Source organism: Streptomyces sp. NPDC098781, assembly GCF_044759995.1.
In the GTDB taxonomy this organism is placed as follows: domain Bacteria; phylum Actinomycetota; class Actinomycetes; order Streptomycetales; family Streptomycetaceae; genus Streptomyces.
In genome coordinates, this window is the sequence record NZ_JBIWAK010000006.1 from 33,836 (window position 1) to 47,528 (window position 13,693).

The following is a 13,693-nucleotide window of genomic DNA, read 5'->3' on the forward strand; positions in this document are numbered from 1 at the left end:
GATTATGGCGATTCCATGCATTGGACGGATCAGCGCGGCCGTACGTAGCTTCGAAGCATGTCTCCCGCCAGTACCGCGGCGTCCACCACCATGGACGCCACACCCGCAGTCCCCGTCGTCGACTCCCGTATGGCACCGGGCGGCCCCGGCTACCGCCGGATGAGCTTCGCCCTCTTCCTCGCCGGCGTCGCGACCTTCGCCCTCCTGTACTCCACACAGGCCCTGCTGCCGCTGATCTCGGGTGACTTCGGCGTGGCGGCGAGCGACGCGAGCTGGACGGTGGCGGCGGCGACCGGCGGGCTGGCCCTGTTCGTCCTGCCCATGAGCGCCCTGTCGGAGCGGTTCGGACGCCGTACGGTCATGACGGCGTCGCTGGCTGTCGCGGTGACCGTCGGACTCCTGGTCCCCTTCGCGCCGAACCTGACCTCCCTGGTCGTGCTCCGGGCGCTCCAGGGTGCCGCGCTGGCCGGACTCCCGGCGTCGGCGACGGCGTATCTGGCCGAGGAGGTCCGCCCGAAGGCGCTGGTCACGGCGATCGGACTGTTCGTCGCGGGCAACAGCGTCGGCGGGATGAGCGGCCGGGTGATCACGGGCTGGGTCGCCCAGGAATGGGGCTGGCGGGTCGCGGTCGGCGTCATCGGCGCGATCGCGGTGGCCTGCGCGGTGGCGTTCCGCCTTCTGCTCCCCGCACCACGCCACTTCAAGCCCGGCTCCCTGCGCCCGCGTGTCCTGGCCCGCACGGTCCGCGAGCACCTCTCCGACCCGCTGCTGTGCCGGCTGTACGCGATCGGCGCGCTGTTCATGACGGTCTTCGGCGGCGTGTACACGGTGATCGGCTACCGCCTGACCGAAGCGCCCTTCTCGCTCCCCCAGGGCATCATCGGCTCGATCTTCCTGATCTACCTGGTCGGCACGGTCTCGGCGTCCACGGCGGGCCGACTGGTGGGCCGACTGGGCCGCCGCGGCGCCCTGTACGCGGCGGGCGCGACCACGGCGAGCGGCCTGCTGCTGTCCCTGGCGGACTCGCTCCCGCTGGTCCTGCTCGGCCTGGTCCTGATCACCGGCGGCTTCTTCGCGGGGCACGCGGTGGCGTCCTCGGCGGTCAGCAAGACGGCCACCCACGGCCGCGCCCAGGCCGCGGCGCTGTACCAGTCGGCCTACTACGTCGGCTCCAGCGCGGGCAGCACGGTGGGCGCCGTCGCCTTCCACGCGGGCGGCTGGGCCGGGACGGTCGGGGTCGGCCTGCTCGCGGTGATCGGCGTCGTGACGATCACCGTTTTCGGAACACGTGCGGCTCGGGCCCAGCAGCGGCTCGCGACGGCCTGAGCCGCACGTCCCTCTTCCCCCTGACCGGGGTCGGCCGGTCAGGGGGAGCGGTATGTGTACGGCTCTCACCTGGGTGTTCGTCCGCTCCGGGGGCCATTGTCAGTGGGCTGCGGTAGCTTCCGAAGTGGTGGGCGCGACGAGGCGCACCACGGGACACGGCCACAGGGGTGGGTGGACGATGAGCGACGGCACGGCGACTACGACAACGGACCTGGACGTCAGGCTGGAGAAACACCGCGTCGAACTGACCGGGTACTGCTACCGCATGCTCGGCTCGTCCTTCGAGGCCGAGGACGCGGTGCAGGACACGATGGTGCGGGCCTGGCGGAGTTACGACAAGTTCGAGGGGCGCTCCAGTCTCCGGTCGTGGCTGTACCGCATCGCGACCAACGTCTGCCTGGACATGCTGACGGCGGGCAACAAGCGGGCCAGGCCCATGGACCTCATGGAGTCGACGCCGCTGGCCCAGGCGGCGCTCTCGCCCCGCCCGGACAACACCTGGCTGGAGCCGATGCCGGACAGCCGGGTGCTGCCGACGACCGACGACCCGGCGGAGGCGGCGGTCGCCAAGGAGTCGGTGCGGCTCGCCTTCATGGCCGCCCTCCAGCAGCTGCCGCCCAAGCAGCGGGCGGTGCTCATCCTGCGCGAGGTGCTGGCCTGGAAGGCGAGCGAGGTCGCCGAGCTGCTCGGCACCACCGTCGCGTCGGTCAACAGCGCCCTTCAGCGGGCCCGCGCGACCCTCGCCGAGCGGGAGCAGCCGGGGGCCGAGGCCACCGTCTCCGACCCGCTGGACGAGGAGCAGCAGAAGCTGCTGGACCGGTATGTCGCCGCCTTCGAGGGCTACGACATGACGGCGCTGACGGCCCTGCTGCACGAGGACGCCATCATGACGATGCCGCCGTTCGACCTGTGGCTGACCGGCGTCAAGGACATCACCGGCTTCATGACCACGCTCGGCGCGCCCTGCGCGAACTCCCGCCTGATGCCGGTCCAGGTCAACGGGCTGCCCGGCTTCGCGCAGTACAAGCCGGACCCGGAGGCGGGCGGCTACACCCCCTGGGCGGTGCAGGTGCTGGAGATCTCAGACGGCCGGATCACCGGGTTCCACTGCTTCCTCGACACCAAGCGCTGGTTCCCGCTGTTCGGACTCCCCCTCCACCTCGAAGCGGAGACCGACCAGGTCGAGGAGGGCGTCTAGCGCGGGATCGGGGTCGCGCAGCCGGATCCGGCCCCCGGCCCGCCGTGCGGCCAGCTGGAGCCGTGCCAGCAGGTCCACGACGCCCAGGCCCGGCGGCCCGAGCCCGCCCACGTCACACACCACGACTCCCGCCCCACCGGCCTGAAGCCGGTCCCGTACGTCGTCGCACAGCCCCGCCACCTCGTCCCGGGTGACGGGGCCGGCCAGCACGAGTACGGCGGGTGTCATGGCATCCACGATCGGTAGACCGGGCGGGCGGGCGTAACTCATCGGACCGGGCCGTCGGCCGCCGGTTCCCGCTGCTCGTCGCGCTTGCGCAGGGCGTCCGCCGACCGAGATCACGTTGACCCGCTGCCCTCCTTCCCCGGAGGGTTTGCTGTATGCCCCACGTATCAGCACGTCCCGCGCTGTCCTCCGGCCGCACGCTCGCCAAGGAGGTCCCGTGCAGGGGGTGTTGACGGGGTTCGCGGTGATCGCGGTCGTCATCGGGGTGGGCTACGCGATCGGGCGGCGCGGCTACCTCGGCGTCCACGGCCGCGAGGTCCTGACCAAACTCGCCTTCCACGTGGCGTCCCCGGCCCTGCTCTTCACCACCCTCGCCCAGACCGACCTCTCGGTGATCTTCTCCAGCCGCCTTCTGGTGACGGCACTGAGCACGGCCGCGGCGGCGGGGGTCTTCGTCGCGGTGGGTGTCGTCCGGCGCTGGGGAGTGGGCCGCACCACGATCGGCGCGCTGTGCTCCAGCTACGTCAACTCCGGCAACCTCGGCATCCCGATCGCGGTGTACGTCCTGGGCGACGCCTCGCTGGTGGCGCCGGTGCTGCTGTTCCAGCTGGTCGGGGTCACCCCGATCGCCCTGACGATCCTCGACCTGTCCGCCGGCGGGGGTGGGAAGGGCCCGCTGTGGCACCGCCTGCTGACCCCGCTGCGCAACCCGATCGCGGTCGGCTCACTGGCGGGCGTGGCGGTGTCGGCGACGGGCCTGCGCATCCCGGCCCCCGTCCTGGACCCCCTGACCCTGATCGGCGGCATGTCGGTCCCGGCGGTCCTGCTGGCCTTCGGCATCTCCCTGTGCGGCAGCACGATGCCGGGCCGTGGGCCGGACCGTCACCCGGTGTTCCTCTCGGTCGCCCTCAAGTCGGTGGGCCAGCCGGCGGCGGCCTGGGCCCTGGCGGCGGGGGTGTTCGGCCTGCGAGGAGCTCCGCTGCTGGACGTGGTGGTGACGTCGGCGTTGCCTGCCGCGCAGAACCTCTATACGTATGCGTCGAGTTACGGGGTGGGCGAGCGGTTGGCGCGGGACTCGATTCTGCTGTCGACGGTGATTTCGGTGCCGGTGCTGGTGGTGGTTGCGGCGCTGCTGGGCTGAGGGAAGTCGCCACTTTCGAGGGCGACGTCGAACGGGCGGGGCAGAGCGATCGGGGCGCCGTACCTGCCGGCTCGCAGGACCCGGTAGGTGTCCCCCTTCGGTTCGCCGTACAGCGTGCTCGTGGGACCGCCAGGGGCCAGGAAGTCGATGAGGAGATAGAGGGGGATGCCCGTCTCGGCGTACCCCGCGGCCTTGTGGATGCGGTCGTTGCCCACGGTGGCCTTCGAGGTGATCTCCACGACGAGTTGCGCCTTCCCGGCAGGGACGAAGTTGTCATCCCCTGCCCGCAGTTCCCCCTCCGGTACGACGACGAGGTCCGGTACATAGAGCCCGAGTCGGGACGGAACTGCCAGCGCCAGCCTCTGGTAGATACCCCAGTCGTCCGAGATCACCTCGTAGAGGCGCCTCTGCACGCGCTCCGCAACACTGCTGTGAGCTACGGAGGGCAGGGGCGTCACCATGACGACCCCATCGATGATCTCCTGCTTGCACCCCTTGGGGGCGACCGTTTGCTGCCAGACCCAGGCGATTTCATCCCACTCGTTGTCGGCCCTGATGTAGTCGCCGTCGATCATCTGCACGCGGTCAGTCAACATGACGAACGGGACCGGCGGAGGTCCACCGGTCCCGTTCACCCGAACGAGGAAACGCCTGGTCAGGCAATCCGCTCCAGCACCACCGGCGAAGCCGTGAAGTCCGTCCCGGCGCCCGCGATGTCGTACGAGCCCTCCACCGACTGGAGCGCGTACTCGAAGCGCTCCGGGGTGTCGGTGTGCAGGGTCAGCAGCGGCTGGCCCTCGGTGACCGTGTCGCCCGGCTTGGCGTGGAGCTCGACGCCCGCGCCGGCCTGCACCGGGTCCTCCTTGCGCGCACGCCCCGCGCCCAGACGCCAGGCGGCGACGCCGATGTCGTAGGCGTCGAGGCGGGTGAGGACACCGGAGGACGGGGCCTTGATCACGTGCTGCTCACGGGCCACCGGCAGTTCGGCGTCCGGGTCACCGCCCTGCGCTGCGATCATGCGCCGCCAGACGTCCATGGCCGAACCGTCGGCCAGGGCCTTCGCGGGGTCGGCGTCCTTCACGCCCGCCGCGTCCAGCATCTCCCGGGCCAGCGCCACGGTCAGCTCCACGACGTCCGCCGGGCCGCCGCCCGCCAGGACCTCCACCGACTCCCGGACTTCGAGGGCGTTGCCCGCCGTGAGACCGAGCGGCGTCGACATGTCCGTCAGCAGGGCCACCGTCTTCACGCCGTGGTCGGTGCCCAGGCCCACCATCGTGGACGCCAGCTCGCGCGCGTCCTCGATCGTCTTCATGAAGGCGCCCGTGCCGACCTTCACGTCCAGGACCAGCGAGCCGGTGCCCTCCGCGATCTTCTTGGACATGATCGAGGAGGCGATCAGCGGGATCGCCTCGACCGTGCCGGTGACGTCCCTCAGCGCGTACAGCTTCTTGTCCGCCGGGGCCAGGCCGTCGCCCGCCGCGCAGATCACCGCGCCGGTCGTGTCGAGAACGTTCAGCATCTGCTCGTTCGACAGCAGGGCCCGCCAGCCGGGGATGGACTCCAGCTTGTCCAGGGTGCCGCCCGTGTGGCCGAGGCCCCGGCCCGACAGCTGGGGCACGGCGGCACCGCACGCCGCCACCAGGGGCGCGAGCGGCAGCGTGATCTTGTCGCCGACGCCGCCCGTGGAGTGCTTGTCGGCCGTCGGGCGGCTCAGGGACGAGAAGTCCATGCGCTCGCCGCTCGCGATCATCGCGGCCGTCCAGCGGGCGATCTCCCGGCGGTTCATGCCGTTGAGGAGGATCGCCATGTTGAGGGCGGCCATCTGGTAGTCGGCGACCTCCCCGCGGGTGTACGCGTCGATGACCCAGTCGATCTGCTCGTCGCTGAGCTCGCCGCGGTCCCGCTTGGTGCGGATGACGGAGATGGCGTCCATGGCCATGGCTTTCCTTCCGAGGGTTCCAGAAGTGGTACGGCCCCTCCGAGCCGATCGCCGGGATCAACTGGGAGGGGCCACAAGGGAGTTGCTTGAGCTACTTGCGAAGGTGTCCCGGCCCGAAGGCCTGCGGCAGCATCTCCGCGAGGGGCAGGACGCCCGCCGGGGTCTCCAACAGCAGCTCCGGGCCGCCGAACTCGAAGAGCAGCTGGCGGCAGCGACCGCACGGCACCAGAACGTCGCCCTTGCCGTCGACGCAGGTGAAGTGCGTCAGCCGGCCGCCCCCGGTGTTCTGGAGCTCCGAGACCAGTCCGCACTCGGCGCACAGGGCCAGACCGTAGGACGCGTTCTCGACGTTGCAGCCGGTGATCGTGCGACCGTCGTCGACCAGGGCCGCGACGCCGACCGGGAAGCCGGAGTACGGGGCGTACGCGCGGCCCATGGCGTCCAGCGCCGCCGCGCGCAGCTTGTCCCAGTCGACGTCGTGGGAGGCGGCCGGTGTCACTTGCCCTGCCCCTTCTTGTACGGCAGGCCGTCCGCCTTCGGCATCCGCAGGCGTTGCGCGGACAGCGTGAGGACGATGAGTGTGACGACGTACGGCGCGGCGGAGACGACCTGGTTGGGCACCTCGTTGGTGGTGACGTACCAGGTGTACACCAGGGCACCGATGACCGCGGTGATCGTCGACGAGGCGTAGTTCTTGCGGATCACCAGCCAGATGGCGCCGATGATCAGCAGGAGCGCGCCGAGCAGCAGCAGGGCGTGCACGTTCTGGGAGCCGCCGCGCAGGTTGAGGCTGTCGGTGTAGCCGAACAGGCCGGCGCCCAGGGCGAGACCGCCCGGCATCCAGTTACCGAAGATCATCGCGGCGAGGCCGATGTAACCGCGGCCGCTGACCTGGCCCTCCAGATAGAAGGGGTTGGCGACGATGGAGAGGAACACGCCACCGAGGCCGGCCAGACCGCCGGAGATGATCACGGCGATGTACTTGTACTTGTAGACGTTGACGCCGAGGGACTCGGCCGCCACCGGGTTCTCACCGCAGGAGCGCAGGCGCAGACCGAAGGCGGTGCGCCACAGGATCCACCAGGTGGCGGGGATCAGCGCCACGGCGATCAGGGTCAGCCAGGAGACGTTGGTGACCAGGCCGCCGAGCAGGCCGGCGATGTCCGAGATGAAGAACCAGCCGTTGTTGTTCAGATCCCGCAGCCCGTCGGACAGGCCCGGCACGGTGAAGTGGCCGAGGGAGTCGACCGCCGGGGACTGCTTGGCGGAACCGCCCGCGTGGCCCTCGAACGCGAGGGGCGCGAGGTAGCGGGTGATGCCGAGGGCGAGGATGTTGATCGCCACACCGGAGACGATGTGGTTGACCCGGAAGGTGACGGTGGCGATGGCGTGCAGGATGCCGCCGATGCAGCCGCCGAGGATGCCGACGACGACACCGGTCCACGGGCCCCACTGGAAGCCGGCCCAGGCACCGAACCAGGTGCCGAGGATCATCATGCCTTCGAGGCCGATGTTGACCACGCCCGCCCGCTCGGCCCACAGACCGCCGAGACCGGCGAGGCCGATCGGCACGGCGAGCTGGAGCGCGGTGGACATCTGGCTGACGTTGGTGATGCCGTCCGCGCCGGTGATGATGCGGACGATCGAGGTCAGCGCCAGGGCTCCGGCGATGACCAGCAGCAGCACGGGCCACGACAGGCGGCGGCCGGTGGGTGCCGCGGGTTGCAGCGTGGGCTGGTTGACGTCGGTCGCCGAGGTCGGGGCGGTCATCGGCCAGCCACCTCCTTCGTGGTGTTGTTGGCGCCGAGCACGTGACCGGCGGCCAGTTCGGCGCCGACCCGGCGCTGCTGACGGCGCAGGCCCCACTCGCGTACGGCCTCGTAGGAGACGACGACCGAGAGCACGATCAGGCCCTGCATGATGACCGCGATCTCCTTGTCGTAGCCGTGGAAGTCCAGCTCGGGCGAGGCCTTGTCGAGCCAGGCCCACAGCAGGGCGGCGAACGCGATGCCGACGGGGCTGTTACGGCCGAGCAGGGCGATGCCGATGCCGAGGAAGCCGATGCCGGTGGGGAAGTTCAGGCTGTAGGTGTGCGTGTCGCCGAGCAGGATCGGCAGACCGGCCATGCCGGCGATACCGCCGGAGATCAGCATGGCGGTCAGCACCATCCGCTTGGGGTCGACACCGCTGGCCGCGGCGGCGGTCTCGGAGGCGCCGGAGGCGCGCAGATCGAAGCCGAAGCGGGTGCGGTTGAGCACGACCCAGTAGGCGATGCCGAGCAGCACGGCGAGGAAGACCAGGCCGTAGATCTCGCCGGCGTCGCCCACGTCGATGCCGGGGACCCAGCCGGACTCGTGCATCTCGCCGGTGGTGTTGTTGTTGCCGACCTTGACGCCGAAGACGTTGGGCAGCCACAGGTAGGCGATGACCGAGGTGGCGATGGCGTTCAGCATGATCGTCGAGACGACCTCGCTGACGCCGCGGGTGACCTTGAGGACACCGGCGATACCGGACCAGAAGGCACCGGTGCAGACCGCGGTGAGGATCAGCAGCGGGACCTGGAGGCCGGCCGGCAGGTTCGCGTGGGCGCCGACGACGGCGGCCATCATGGCGGCGAGCTGGTACTGGCCGTCGACGCCGATGTTGAACAGGTTCATCCGGAAGCCGATGGCCACCGCGAGGGCCGCGATGTAGTACAGCGAGGCCTGGTTGATGATCAGCACCTGGATGTCGGAGAAGCCGAGCTGCTCGAACATCAGGGTGTACGGCTCCACCGGGCTCTTGCCCGAGGCGAGCAGCACGATCGCGCTGAGCACGAAGGCCACGGCGAGCGCGATGACCGGTCCGGCCACCGCGAGGAGCACGCGCTCCTTGTCGAACTTCTTCATCAGCGGGCCTCGTCTTCGCCGGGCTCAGAAGACTCAGGGGTGTCTTCAGCGGTTTCTTCGTGCTCCAGGTGGCCGGTGGCGGCACCGGTCATCGCCGAGCCGAGTTCCTCCGGGGTGACGGTGGCCGGGTCGGCGTCCGCGACCAGCTTGCCGTTGTAGATCACGCGGAGGGTGTCGGACAGGCCGATCAGCTCGTCCAGGTCGGCGGAGATCAGCAGCACGGCCAGGCCCTCGCGGCGGGCCTCGCGGATGTGGTCCCAGATGGCGGCCTGCGCGCCGACGTCCACACCGCGGGTGGGGTGCGCGGCGATCAGGAAGCGCGGCTTGTGGCTCATCTCGCGGCCGACGATCAGCTTCTGCTGGTTGCCGCCGGACAGGGAGGCGGCGGTGACGTCGATGCCGGGGGTGCGGACGTCGTACTCCGTCACGATCCGCCGGGTGTCCTCCTGGGCCGCCTTCGGGTCCAGCCAGACGCCCTTGGCGAGCGGCTTCTCGGTGACGTGGCCGAGGATGCGGTTCTCCCAGAGGGGGGCCTCCAGGAGCAGGCCGTGCCGGTGGCGGTCCTCGGGGATGTAGCCGATGCCCTGCTCGCGGCGCCGGCGGGTGTTCCAGCCGGTGATCTCCTCGTCGATCAGGGTGATCGTGCCGGAGTCGGCGCCCTTGAGGCCGATGAGCGCGTCGACCAGTTCGGTCTGGCCGTTGCCCTCGACGCCGGCGATGCCCAGGACCTCGCCCGCGTGGATGGTGAAGGTGATGTCGTCCAGCAGGGCCTTGCCGCCGACCGCTTCCAGGCGCAGCTTGTCGACGGTGATGACCGGGCGGTCGGTGACCGTGGACTCGGCGGTCTCCGGCGTCGGCAGCTCGCTGCCCACCATCATCTCGGCGAGCTGGCGCGGGGTGGTTCCGGCGGGGACGGCCGTGCCCACGGTGGTGCCGCGGCGGATGACGGTGATCTCGTCGGCGACGGAGAGCACCTCGCCCAGCTTGTGCGAGATGAAGATGACCGACAGGCCCTCGGCCTTCAGCTCACGCAGGTTGTCGAAGAGCGCGTCCACCTCCTGCGGCACCAGGACGGCCGTCGGCTCGTCGAGGATCAGCGTGGTGGCGCCGCGGTAGAGGACCTTGAGGATCTCCACGCGCTGGCGGGCGGCGACACCCAGCTCCTCGACGAGGCGGTCGGGCTCCACGCCGAGGCCGTAGCGCTCGGAGAGGTCCTTGATCTTGCGGCGGGCCTTGGCGCCGATGCCGTACAGCTTCTCGCTGCCGAGCACGACGTTCTCGAGGACGGTGAGGTTGTCCGCGAGCATGAAGTGCTGGTGCACCATGCCGATGCCGCGGGCGATGGCGTCGGCCGGCGAGGAGAAGGTGACCTTCTGGCCGTCGACCGCGATGGTGCCCTCGTCCGGCTTCTGCATGCCGTAGAGGATCTTCATCAGCGTCGACTTGCCGGCGCCGTTCTCGCCGACGAGGGCGTGGACGGTGCCTTTGCGGACGGTGAGGTGGATGTCGTGGTTGGCCACGACGCCCGGGAATCGCTTGGTGATCCCGGCGAGCTCGACGGCGGTCACCTGACCGTTGACCGCCGCGTCGGCCGGAGGGCTGCTGGACGCGTTGATGGCGCACTCTCCTGGGGACGGGGGTCGTCTACGCGCGTAGCGCCCCTATGGCCTGAAAGGGGGCCGACGCACCGCGACAACGGGGTACGGGGGAACTCCCTGTCGGGAAAGCCTCCCCGTACCCCGTTGAGCGGACGTAACCCCGCGGTTACCGCTGCTCAGGGTGTTGCTGCAATCAGCTGGACTTGACCTTGATCTCGCCGCTGACGATCTTCTCCTTGGCCGTCTTGAGGGCTGCCTGAAGCTCGGCATTGTCCGCGAACTTCGGGTTGGAGTTCGACAGGCTCACCTCGCCGCTCTTCAGATCGCCCCGAACGATACCGGTCTCGGGCTTGCCGTCCTCGACCGACTTCGCCAGGTTGTAGACCGCCTTGGCGACGTCCTTCATCGCCGAGGTCAGGATCGAGTCCTTGTACTTGGCGAGCGCTTCCTGCTGGTACTGGTCGGAGTCGACACCGATGGCCCACACCTTGTTGGCGGCGGCGGCCTCGATGACGCCCTGACCGGACAGACCGGCGGCGGCGTAGACGACGTCGGCCTTCTTCTCGATCTGGCCCTCGGCGGCGGACTTGCCCTTGTCGGGGCTGGAGAAGCCACCCTCCTCCGCGGTCTGCGTGAGGTACTGGGTCAGGACCTGGGCCTGCGGGTTGGTGTCCTTGACGCCCTGCTCGAAGCCGGCCTGGAACTTGTGGATCAGCGGGATGTCCACACCGCCCACGAAGCCGACCGTGTTCGTCTTGGTGGTCTTGGCGGCGGCCACACCGGCCAGGTACGAGGCCTCCTCCTCGGAGAAGACCAGGTCGGCCACGTTCTTCGACTCGACGGTGGAGTCGTCCACGATGCCGAAGGTGGTGTCGGGGAACTTCTCCGCGGCACCCTTCACGGCGGCGGCGTACGCGTAGCCGACGCCGATCACCGGGTTGTAGCCCTGCTTGGCCAGCGACGCCAGCCGCTGTTCCTTGTCGGCGTCCGTCTCGCCCTCGGTCGGCTCGACATCCGCAGTGTCGTACCGGAACTCCTTCTTCGCCTGCTCCAGACCCGCGAACGCGGCGTCGTTGAAGGACTGGTCGCCCTTGCCGCCGACGTCGTACGCGATGGCGAGGCCCTTGTTGCCGCCCTTCGACTCCGACGACGCCGAGGTCGAGGTGCCGCCGCAGGCGGAGAGCGCGAGGGCCAGAGAGGCGGTCGCTGCGCCTGCGACCGTGATCCGGGAAATCCGGCGCATGTGTGGTGACTCCTGTCGTACAAGCGCCGGACGGTACAGCTCGGGACAGCTTCACAGCAACGGCGCTGGCTTTCGCCGCAGATTAACGCGCGTAGACCAGCCTGAAAACCCCTTCTGTCCACCTTGTTATCCGCCCGTGGCCAACTGGACGTGCGGCGCTGGTCACGGGGTTGCCGTTCGCGAACGGGAGGTGGCGTTGGGTCACCTGGAGCCGGGATCCGGGCGCGTGCGCGTCCCCGGCCCGTGAGGGCGCCACGCACCGGACCCGGGTAGACCGCCGGCCATCGGGGCGTCGGGCGGCGGCTGCGCGGGGGTACACCGAGCGGGGCATGGAAGTGCCGTGAAGTGAGACTGCCCCGGCGTCGCCGCCGGGGCATCCCGCCTACAGGCTTTCGGCGCTGATGTCGCCGTAGGCCGTGGTCGCGTGGACGGTCAGGGCGGCGTCGGCGCCGTCGGTGTTCTTGAGCGCGTTGCGAACCCGGCCGTGCGAGGTACCGGCGTCCAGGGAGGCGGAGACTCCGCGGGCGGCGCCGACCGAGATGTCGCCGGCCTCGGTGCGCAGTGTGACCGTGCCGCACACGGCCTCGGTGACGCGGAGGTCGCCCTTCTGGGTGCTGATCTTCGCCGGGCCGCCCAGGCGCCCGACCGAGACGTCGCCGGACTGGAGGGTCAGCCGGGCGCTCGCCGCCTCGTCGAGCTTGACCGTGCCCTGCGCCCCCTCGAAGGAGACGTCGCCGAGACGCCCCACACCCCGCAGCTCGCCGAGGGCCGCCTTCGCCTCGACGTGGGAGCCGGCGGGGAGCTGGACGGTCACCTCGACGGATCCGGACGGGCCGAGTATCTGGTTCTTCGCCTCCGGGGCCGCGATCCGCAGGACGCCGTCGCCGTACGCGACCTCGGTCTGCTCCGCCGCCTTCACATCACGGCTCTTGGAGGCGTTCACGGGAAGGACCTCGACGGTGGTGTCGGCCCGGTCGGCGGCGATGAACTGGATGCGGCCGGCGGGGATGTCGAGGACGGCGGTCACCGGGGCGGGGGTGTCGAACTTCTGCATGATGCTTTCCTTCGGCTCGTTGTTTCCGATGACGGAAAGCTACGTTGCCTTTCCAGATTCGGCAATCATCTTGTTGCACTCAAACTCAATAGATGCAGGCAGATGCAGTGGATTCATTGCAATGGATGAGAACTCGAATGCAACGACCTCCTCACCGCCCGTTGCAATGGGATGACAATGAACGCTACTGTGGAGGAGACACGGACGACGAAGGAGGCCGCGATGCCGGGAGGCAGACTCACCCAGCAGGAGCGCCGGCAGATCGCGCTGGGGCTGGCCGACAGCCTCCCCTACGCGGAGATCGCCAGACGCCTCGACCGACCGACCTCGACCGTCACCCGCGAGGTCATGCGCAACGGCGGCCCCACCGCCTACCGCGCCGACCTCGCCCACCGCGCCACCGAACAGCGCGCCCACCGCCGCAGGAAGGCGCCCCGGGACCCCGGCACGCCCCCGCAGGCCCATGGACGCAACTCCGAAGCCGTACGCGAGTACGAGGAGACCTTCACCACCGTCTTCATGCAGTCGGGCCTGCCCAAGATGACGGCCCGGGTCCTGGCCTGCCTCTACACCACCGACGCCGGCAGCCTCACCGCCTCCGAGCTCGCCGGACACCTTCGGATCAGCCCGGCGTCCGTCTCCAAAGCGGTCGCGTTCCTCGAAAGCCAGGGCCTGCTCCGGCGGGAACGCGACGAACGCCGCCGGGAGCGCTACGTCGTCGACGACGACGTCATGTACCAGTCCACGATGGCCGGCGCCCGCGCCACCGCCCAGCTCGGCGAGATCGCCCGGCAGGGCGTCGGCATTCTCGGCCCCGGCACTCCGGCGGCCGCCCGTCTGGAGAACATCGCCCGCTTCGTCGACTTCGTCTCCGAGAGCATCGCCCGCGCCGCGGACCAGGCCCGCGAGATCCTCCACTCGAAACCGGCGGCGACTTCGGACGGCGTTGAGTCGCAGCCGCAGCCATAGCCGTGCTCGTGGGCCGTGGTCGTGGTCGTGTGCCGAGAACCCGTCCGGGAACAGCGAAGCGGGCGGGCGCTCTGGGCGCCCGCCCGCTCGACGGTCTGTATGGATCCGACCG

General features: G+C 70.0%; 13 protein-coding genes. 4 read left to right on the forward strand and 9 right to left on the reverse strand.

Annotated elements, in window-relative coordinates:
• Positions 1-57 precede the first annotated feature (57 nt).
• Together ACIQWG_RS24565 and ACIQWG_RS24570 are read left to right on the forward strand one after the other, a co-directional pair.
• Complete coding sequence (locus ACIQWG_RS24565) at positions 58-1,326, forward strand: MFS transporter (protein WP_404099529.1); 1,269 nt, start codon at positions 58-60, stop codon at positions 1,324-1,326.
• 178 nt (positions 1,327-1,504) lie between these two features.
• The gene (locus tag ACIQWG_RS24570; RefSeq protein ID WP_404099532.1) at positions 1,505-2,524 is read left to right on the forward strand and encodes a sigma-70 family RNA polymerase sigma factor; all 1,020 of its coding nucleotides are present in this window, start codon (positions 1,505-1,507) and stop codon (positions 2,522-2,524) included.
• Here the strand turns inward: ACIQWG_RS24570 and ACIQWG_RS24575 are convergent.
• Positions 2,408-2,794: an STAS domain-containing protein gene (locus tag ACIQWG_RS24575; protein WP_404099535.1), complete on the reverse strand. Its 387-nt coding sequence runs from the start codon at positions 2,792-2,794 to the stop codon at positions 2,408-2,410. The two genes, ACIQWG_RS24570 and ACIQWG_RS24575, sit on opposite strands and share 117 nt — an antisense overlap.
• Positions 2,795-2,966: 172 nt before the next feature.
• Here ACIQWG_RS24575 and ACIQWG_RS24580 point away from each other — a divergent pair, with 172 nt between their 5' ends.
• Entirely contained in the window at positions 2,967-3,890 is a 924-nt protein-coding gene (locus ACIQWG_RS24580) for an AEC family transporter (protein ID WP_404099537.1), read from the forward strand.
• On the opposite strand, the gene ACIQWG_RS24585 is transcribed toward ACIQWG_RS24580, so the two are convergent.
• From ACIQWG_RS24585 to ACIQWG_RS24620, 8 genes are all read right to left on the reverse strand, one after another.
• Positions 3,794-4,525: a Uma2 family endonuclease gene (locus ACIQWG_RS24585; RefSeq protein ID WP_404099540.1), complete on the reverse strand. Its 732-nt coding sequence runs from the start codon at positions 4,523-4,525 to the stop codon at positions 3,794-3,796. The genes ACIQWG_RS24580 and ACIQWG_RS24585 overlap by 97 nt on opposite strands.
• A 20-nt stretch (positions 4,526-4,545) precedes the next feature.
• On the reverse strand, positions 4,546-5,823 hold the full coding sequence (locus tag ACIQWG_RS24590; RefSeq protein WP_404099542.1) for a thymidine phosphorylase: 1,278 nt from the start codon (positions 5,821-5,823) through the stop codon (positions 4,546-4,548).
• A gap of 97 nt (positions 5,824-5,920) precedes the next feature.
• On the reverse strand, positions 5,921-6,328 hold the full coding sequence (locus ACIQWG_RS24595) for a cytidine deaminase (protein WP_404099545.1): 408 nt from the start codon (positions 6,326-6,328) through the stop codon (positions 5,921-5,923).
• Positions 6,325-7,599, reverse strand: a complete 1,275-nt coding sequence (locus ACIQWG_RS24600) for an ABC transporter permease (protein WP_404099546.1) — start codon at positions 7,597-7,599, stop codon at positions 6,325-6,327. Before ACIQWG_RS24600 ends, ACIQWG_RS24595 begins: the two co-directional genes overlap by 4 nt.
• Positions 7,596-8,717, reverse strand: coding sequence for an ABC transporter permease (locus ACIQWG_RS24605; protein WP_404099549.1), 1,122 nt, complete (start codon positions 8,715-8,717; stop codon positions 7,596-7,598). Before ACIQWG_RS24605 ends, ACIQWG_RS24600 begins: the two co-directional genes overlap by 4 nt.
• A complete protein-coding gene (locus ACIQWG_RS24610) occupies positions 8,717-10,285 on the reverse strand; it encodes an ABC transporter ATP-binding protein (RefSeq protein ID WP_404099550.1) in 1,569 nt (522 codons plus the stop codon). Before ACIQWG_RS24610 ends, ACIQWG_RS24605 begins: the two co-directional genes overlap by 1 nt.
• A gap of 223 nt (positions 10,286-10,508) precedes the next feature.
• Entirely contained in the window at positions 10,509-11,558 is a 1,050-nt protein-coding gene (locus ACIQWG_RS24615) for a BMP family protein (RefSeq protein WP_404099552.1), read from the reverse strand.
• A gap of 382 nt (positions 11,559-11,940) precedes the next feature.
• A complete protein-coding gene (locus ACIQWG_RS24620; protein WP_404099555.1) occupies positions 11,941-12,612 on the reverse strand; it encodes a DUF4097 family beta strand repeat-containing protein in 672 nt (223 codons plus the stop codon).
• Positions 12,613-12,834: 222 nt separating this feature from the next.
• On the opposite strand from ACIQWG_RS24620, the gene ACIQWG_RS24625 reads away from it, so the two are divergent.
• On the forward strand, positions 12,835-13,581 hold the full coding sequence (locus ACIQWG_RS24625) for a helix-turn-helix domain-containing protein (protein WP_404099556.1): 747 nt from the start codon (positions 12,835-12,837) through the stop codon (positions 13,579-13,581).
• The last annotated feature ends 112 nt before the right edge of the window (positions 13,582-13,693 follow it).

Excerpts from the sequence above, each read along its gene's own strand:
- ACIQWG_RS24565 (WP_404099529.1), top strand. The coding sequence starts at position 58 with ATGTCTCCCGCCAGTACCGCGGCGTCCACCACCATGGACGCCACACCC.
- ACIQWG_RS24570 (WP_404099532.1), top strand. The coding sequence starts at position 1,505 with ATGAGCGACGGCACGGCGACTACGACAACGGACCTGGACGTCAGGCTG.
- ACIQWG_RS24575 (WP_404099535.1), bottom strand. The coding sequence starts at position 2,794 with ATGAGTTACGCCCGCCCGCCCGGTCTACCGATCGTGGATGCCATGACA.
- ACIQWG_RS24590 (WP_404099542.1), bottom strand. The coding sequence starts at position 5,823 with ATGGACGCCATCTCCGTCATCCGCACCAAGCGGGACCGCGGCGAGCTC.
- ACIQWG_RS24600 (WP_404099546.1), bottom strand. The coding sequence starts at position 7,599 with ATGACCGCCCCGACCTCGGCGACCGACGTCAACCAGCCCACGCTGCAA.
- ACIQWG_RS24605 (WP_404099549.1), bottom strand. The coding sequence starts at position 8,717 with ATGAAGAAGTTCGACAAGGAGCGCGTGCTCCTCGCGGTGGCCGGACCG.
- ACIQWG_RS24615 (WP_404099552.1), bottom strand. The coding sequence starts at position 11,558 with ATGCGCCGGATTTCCCGGATCACGGTCGCAGGCGCAGCGACCGCCTCT.
- ACIQWG_RS24620 (WP_404099555.1), bottom strand. The coding sequence starts at position 12,612 with ATGCAGAAGTTCGACACCCCCGCCCCGGTGACCGCCGTCCTCGACATC.
- ACIQWG_RS24625 (WP_404099556.1), top strand. The coding sequence starts at position 12,835 with ATGCCGGGAGGCAGACTCACCCAGCAGGAGCGCCGGCAGATCGCGCTG.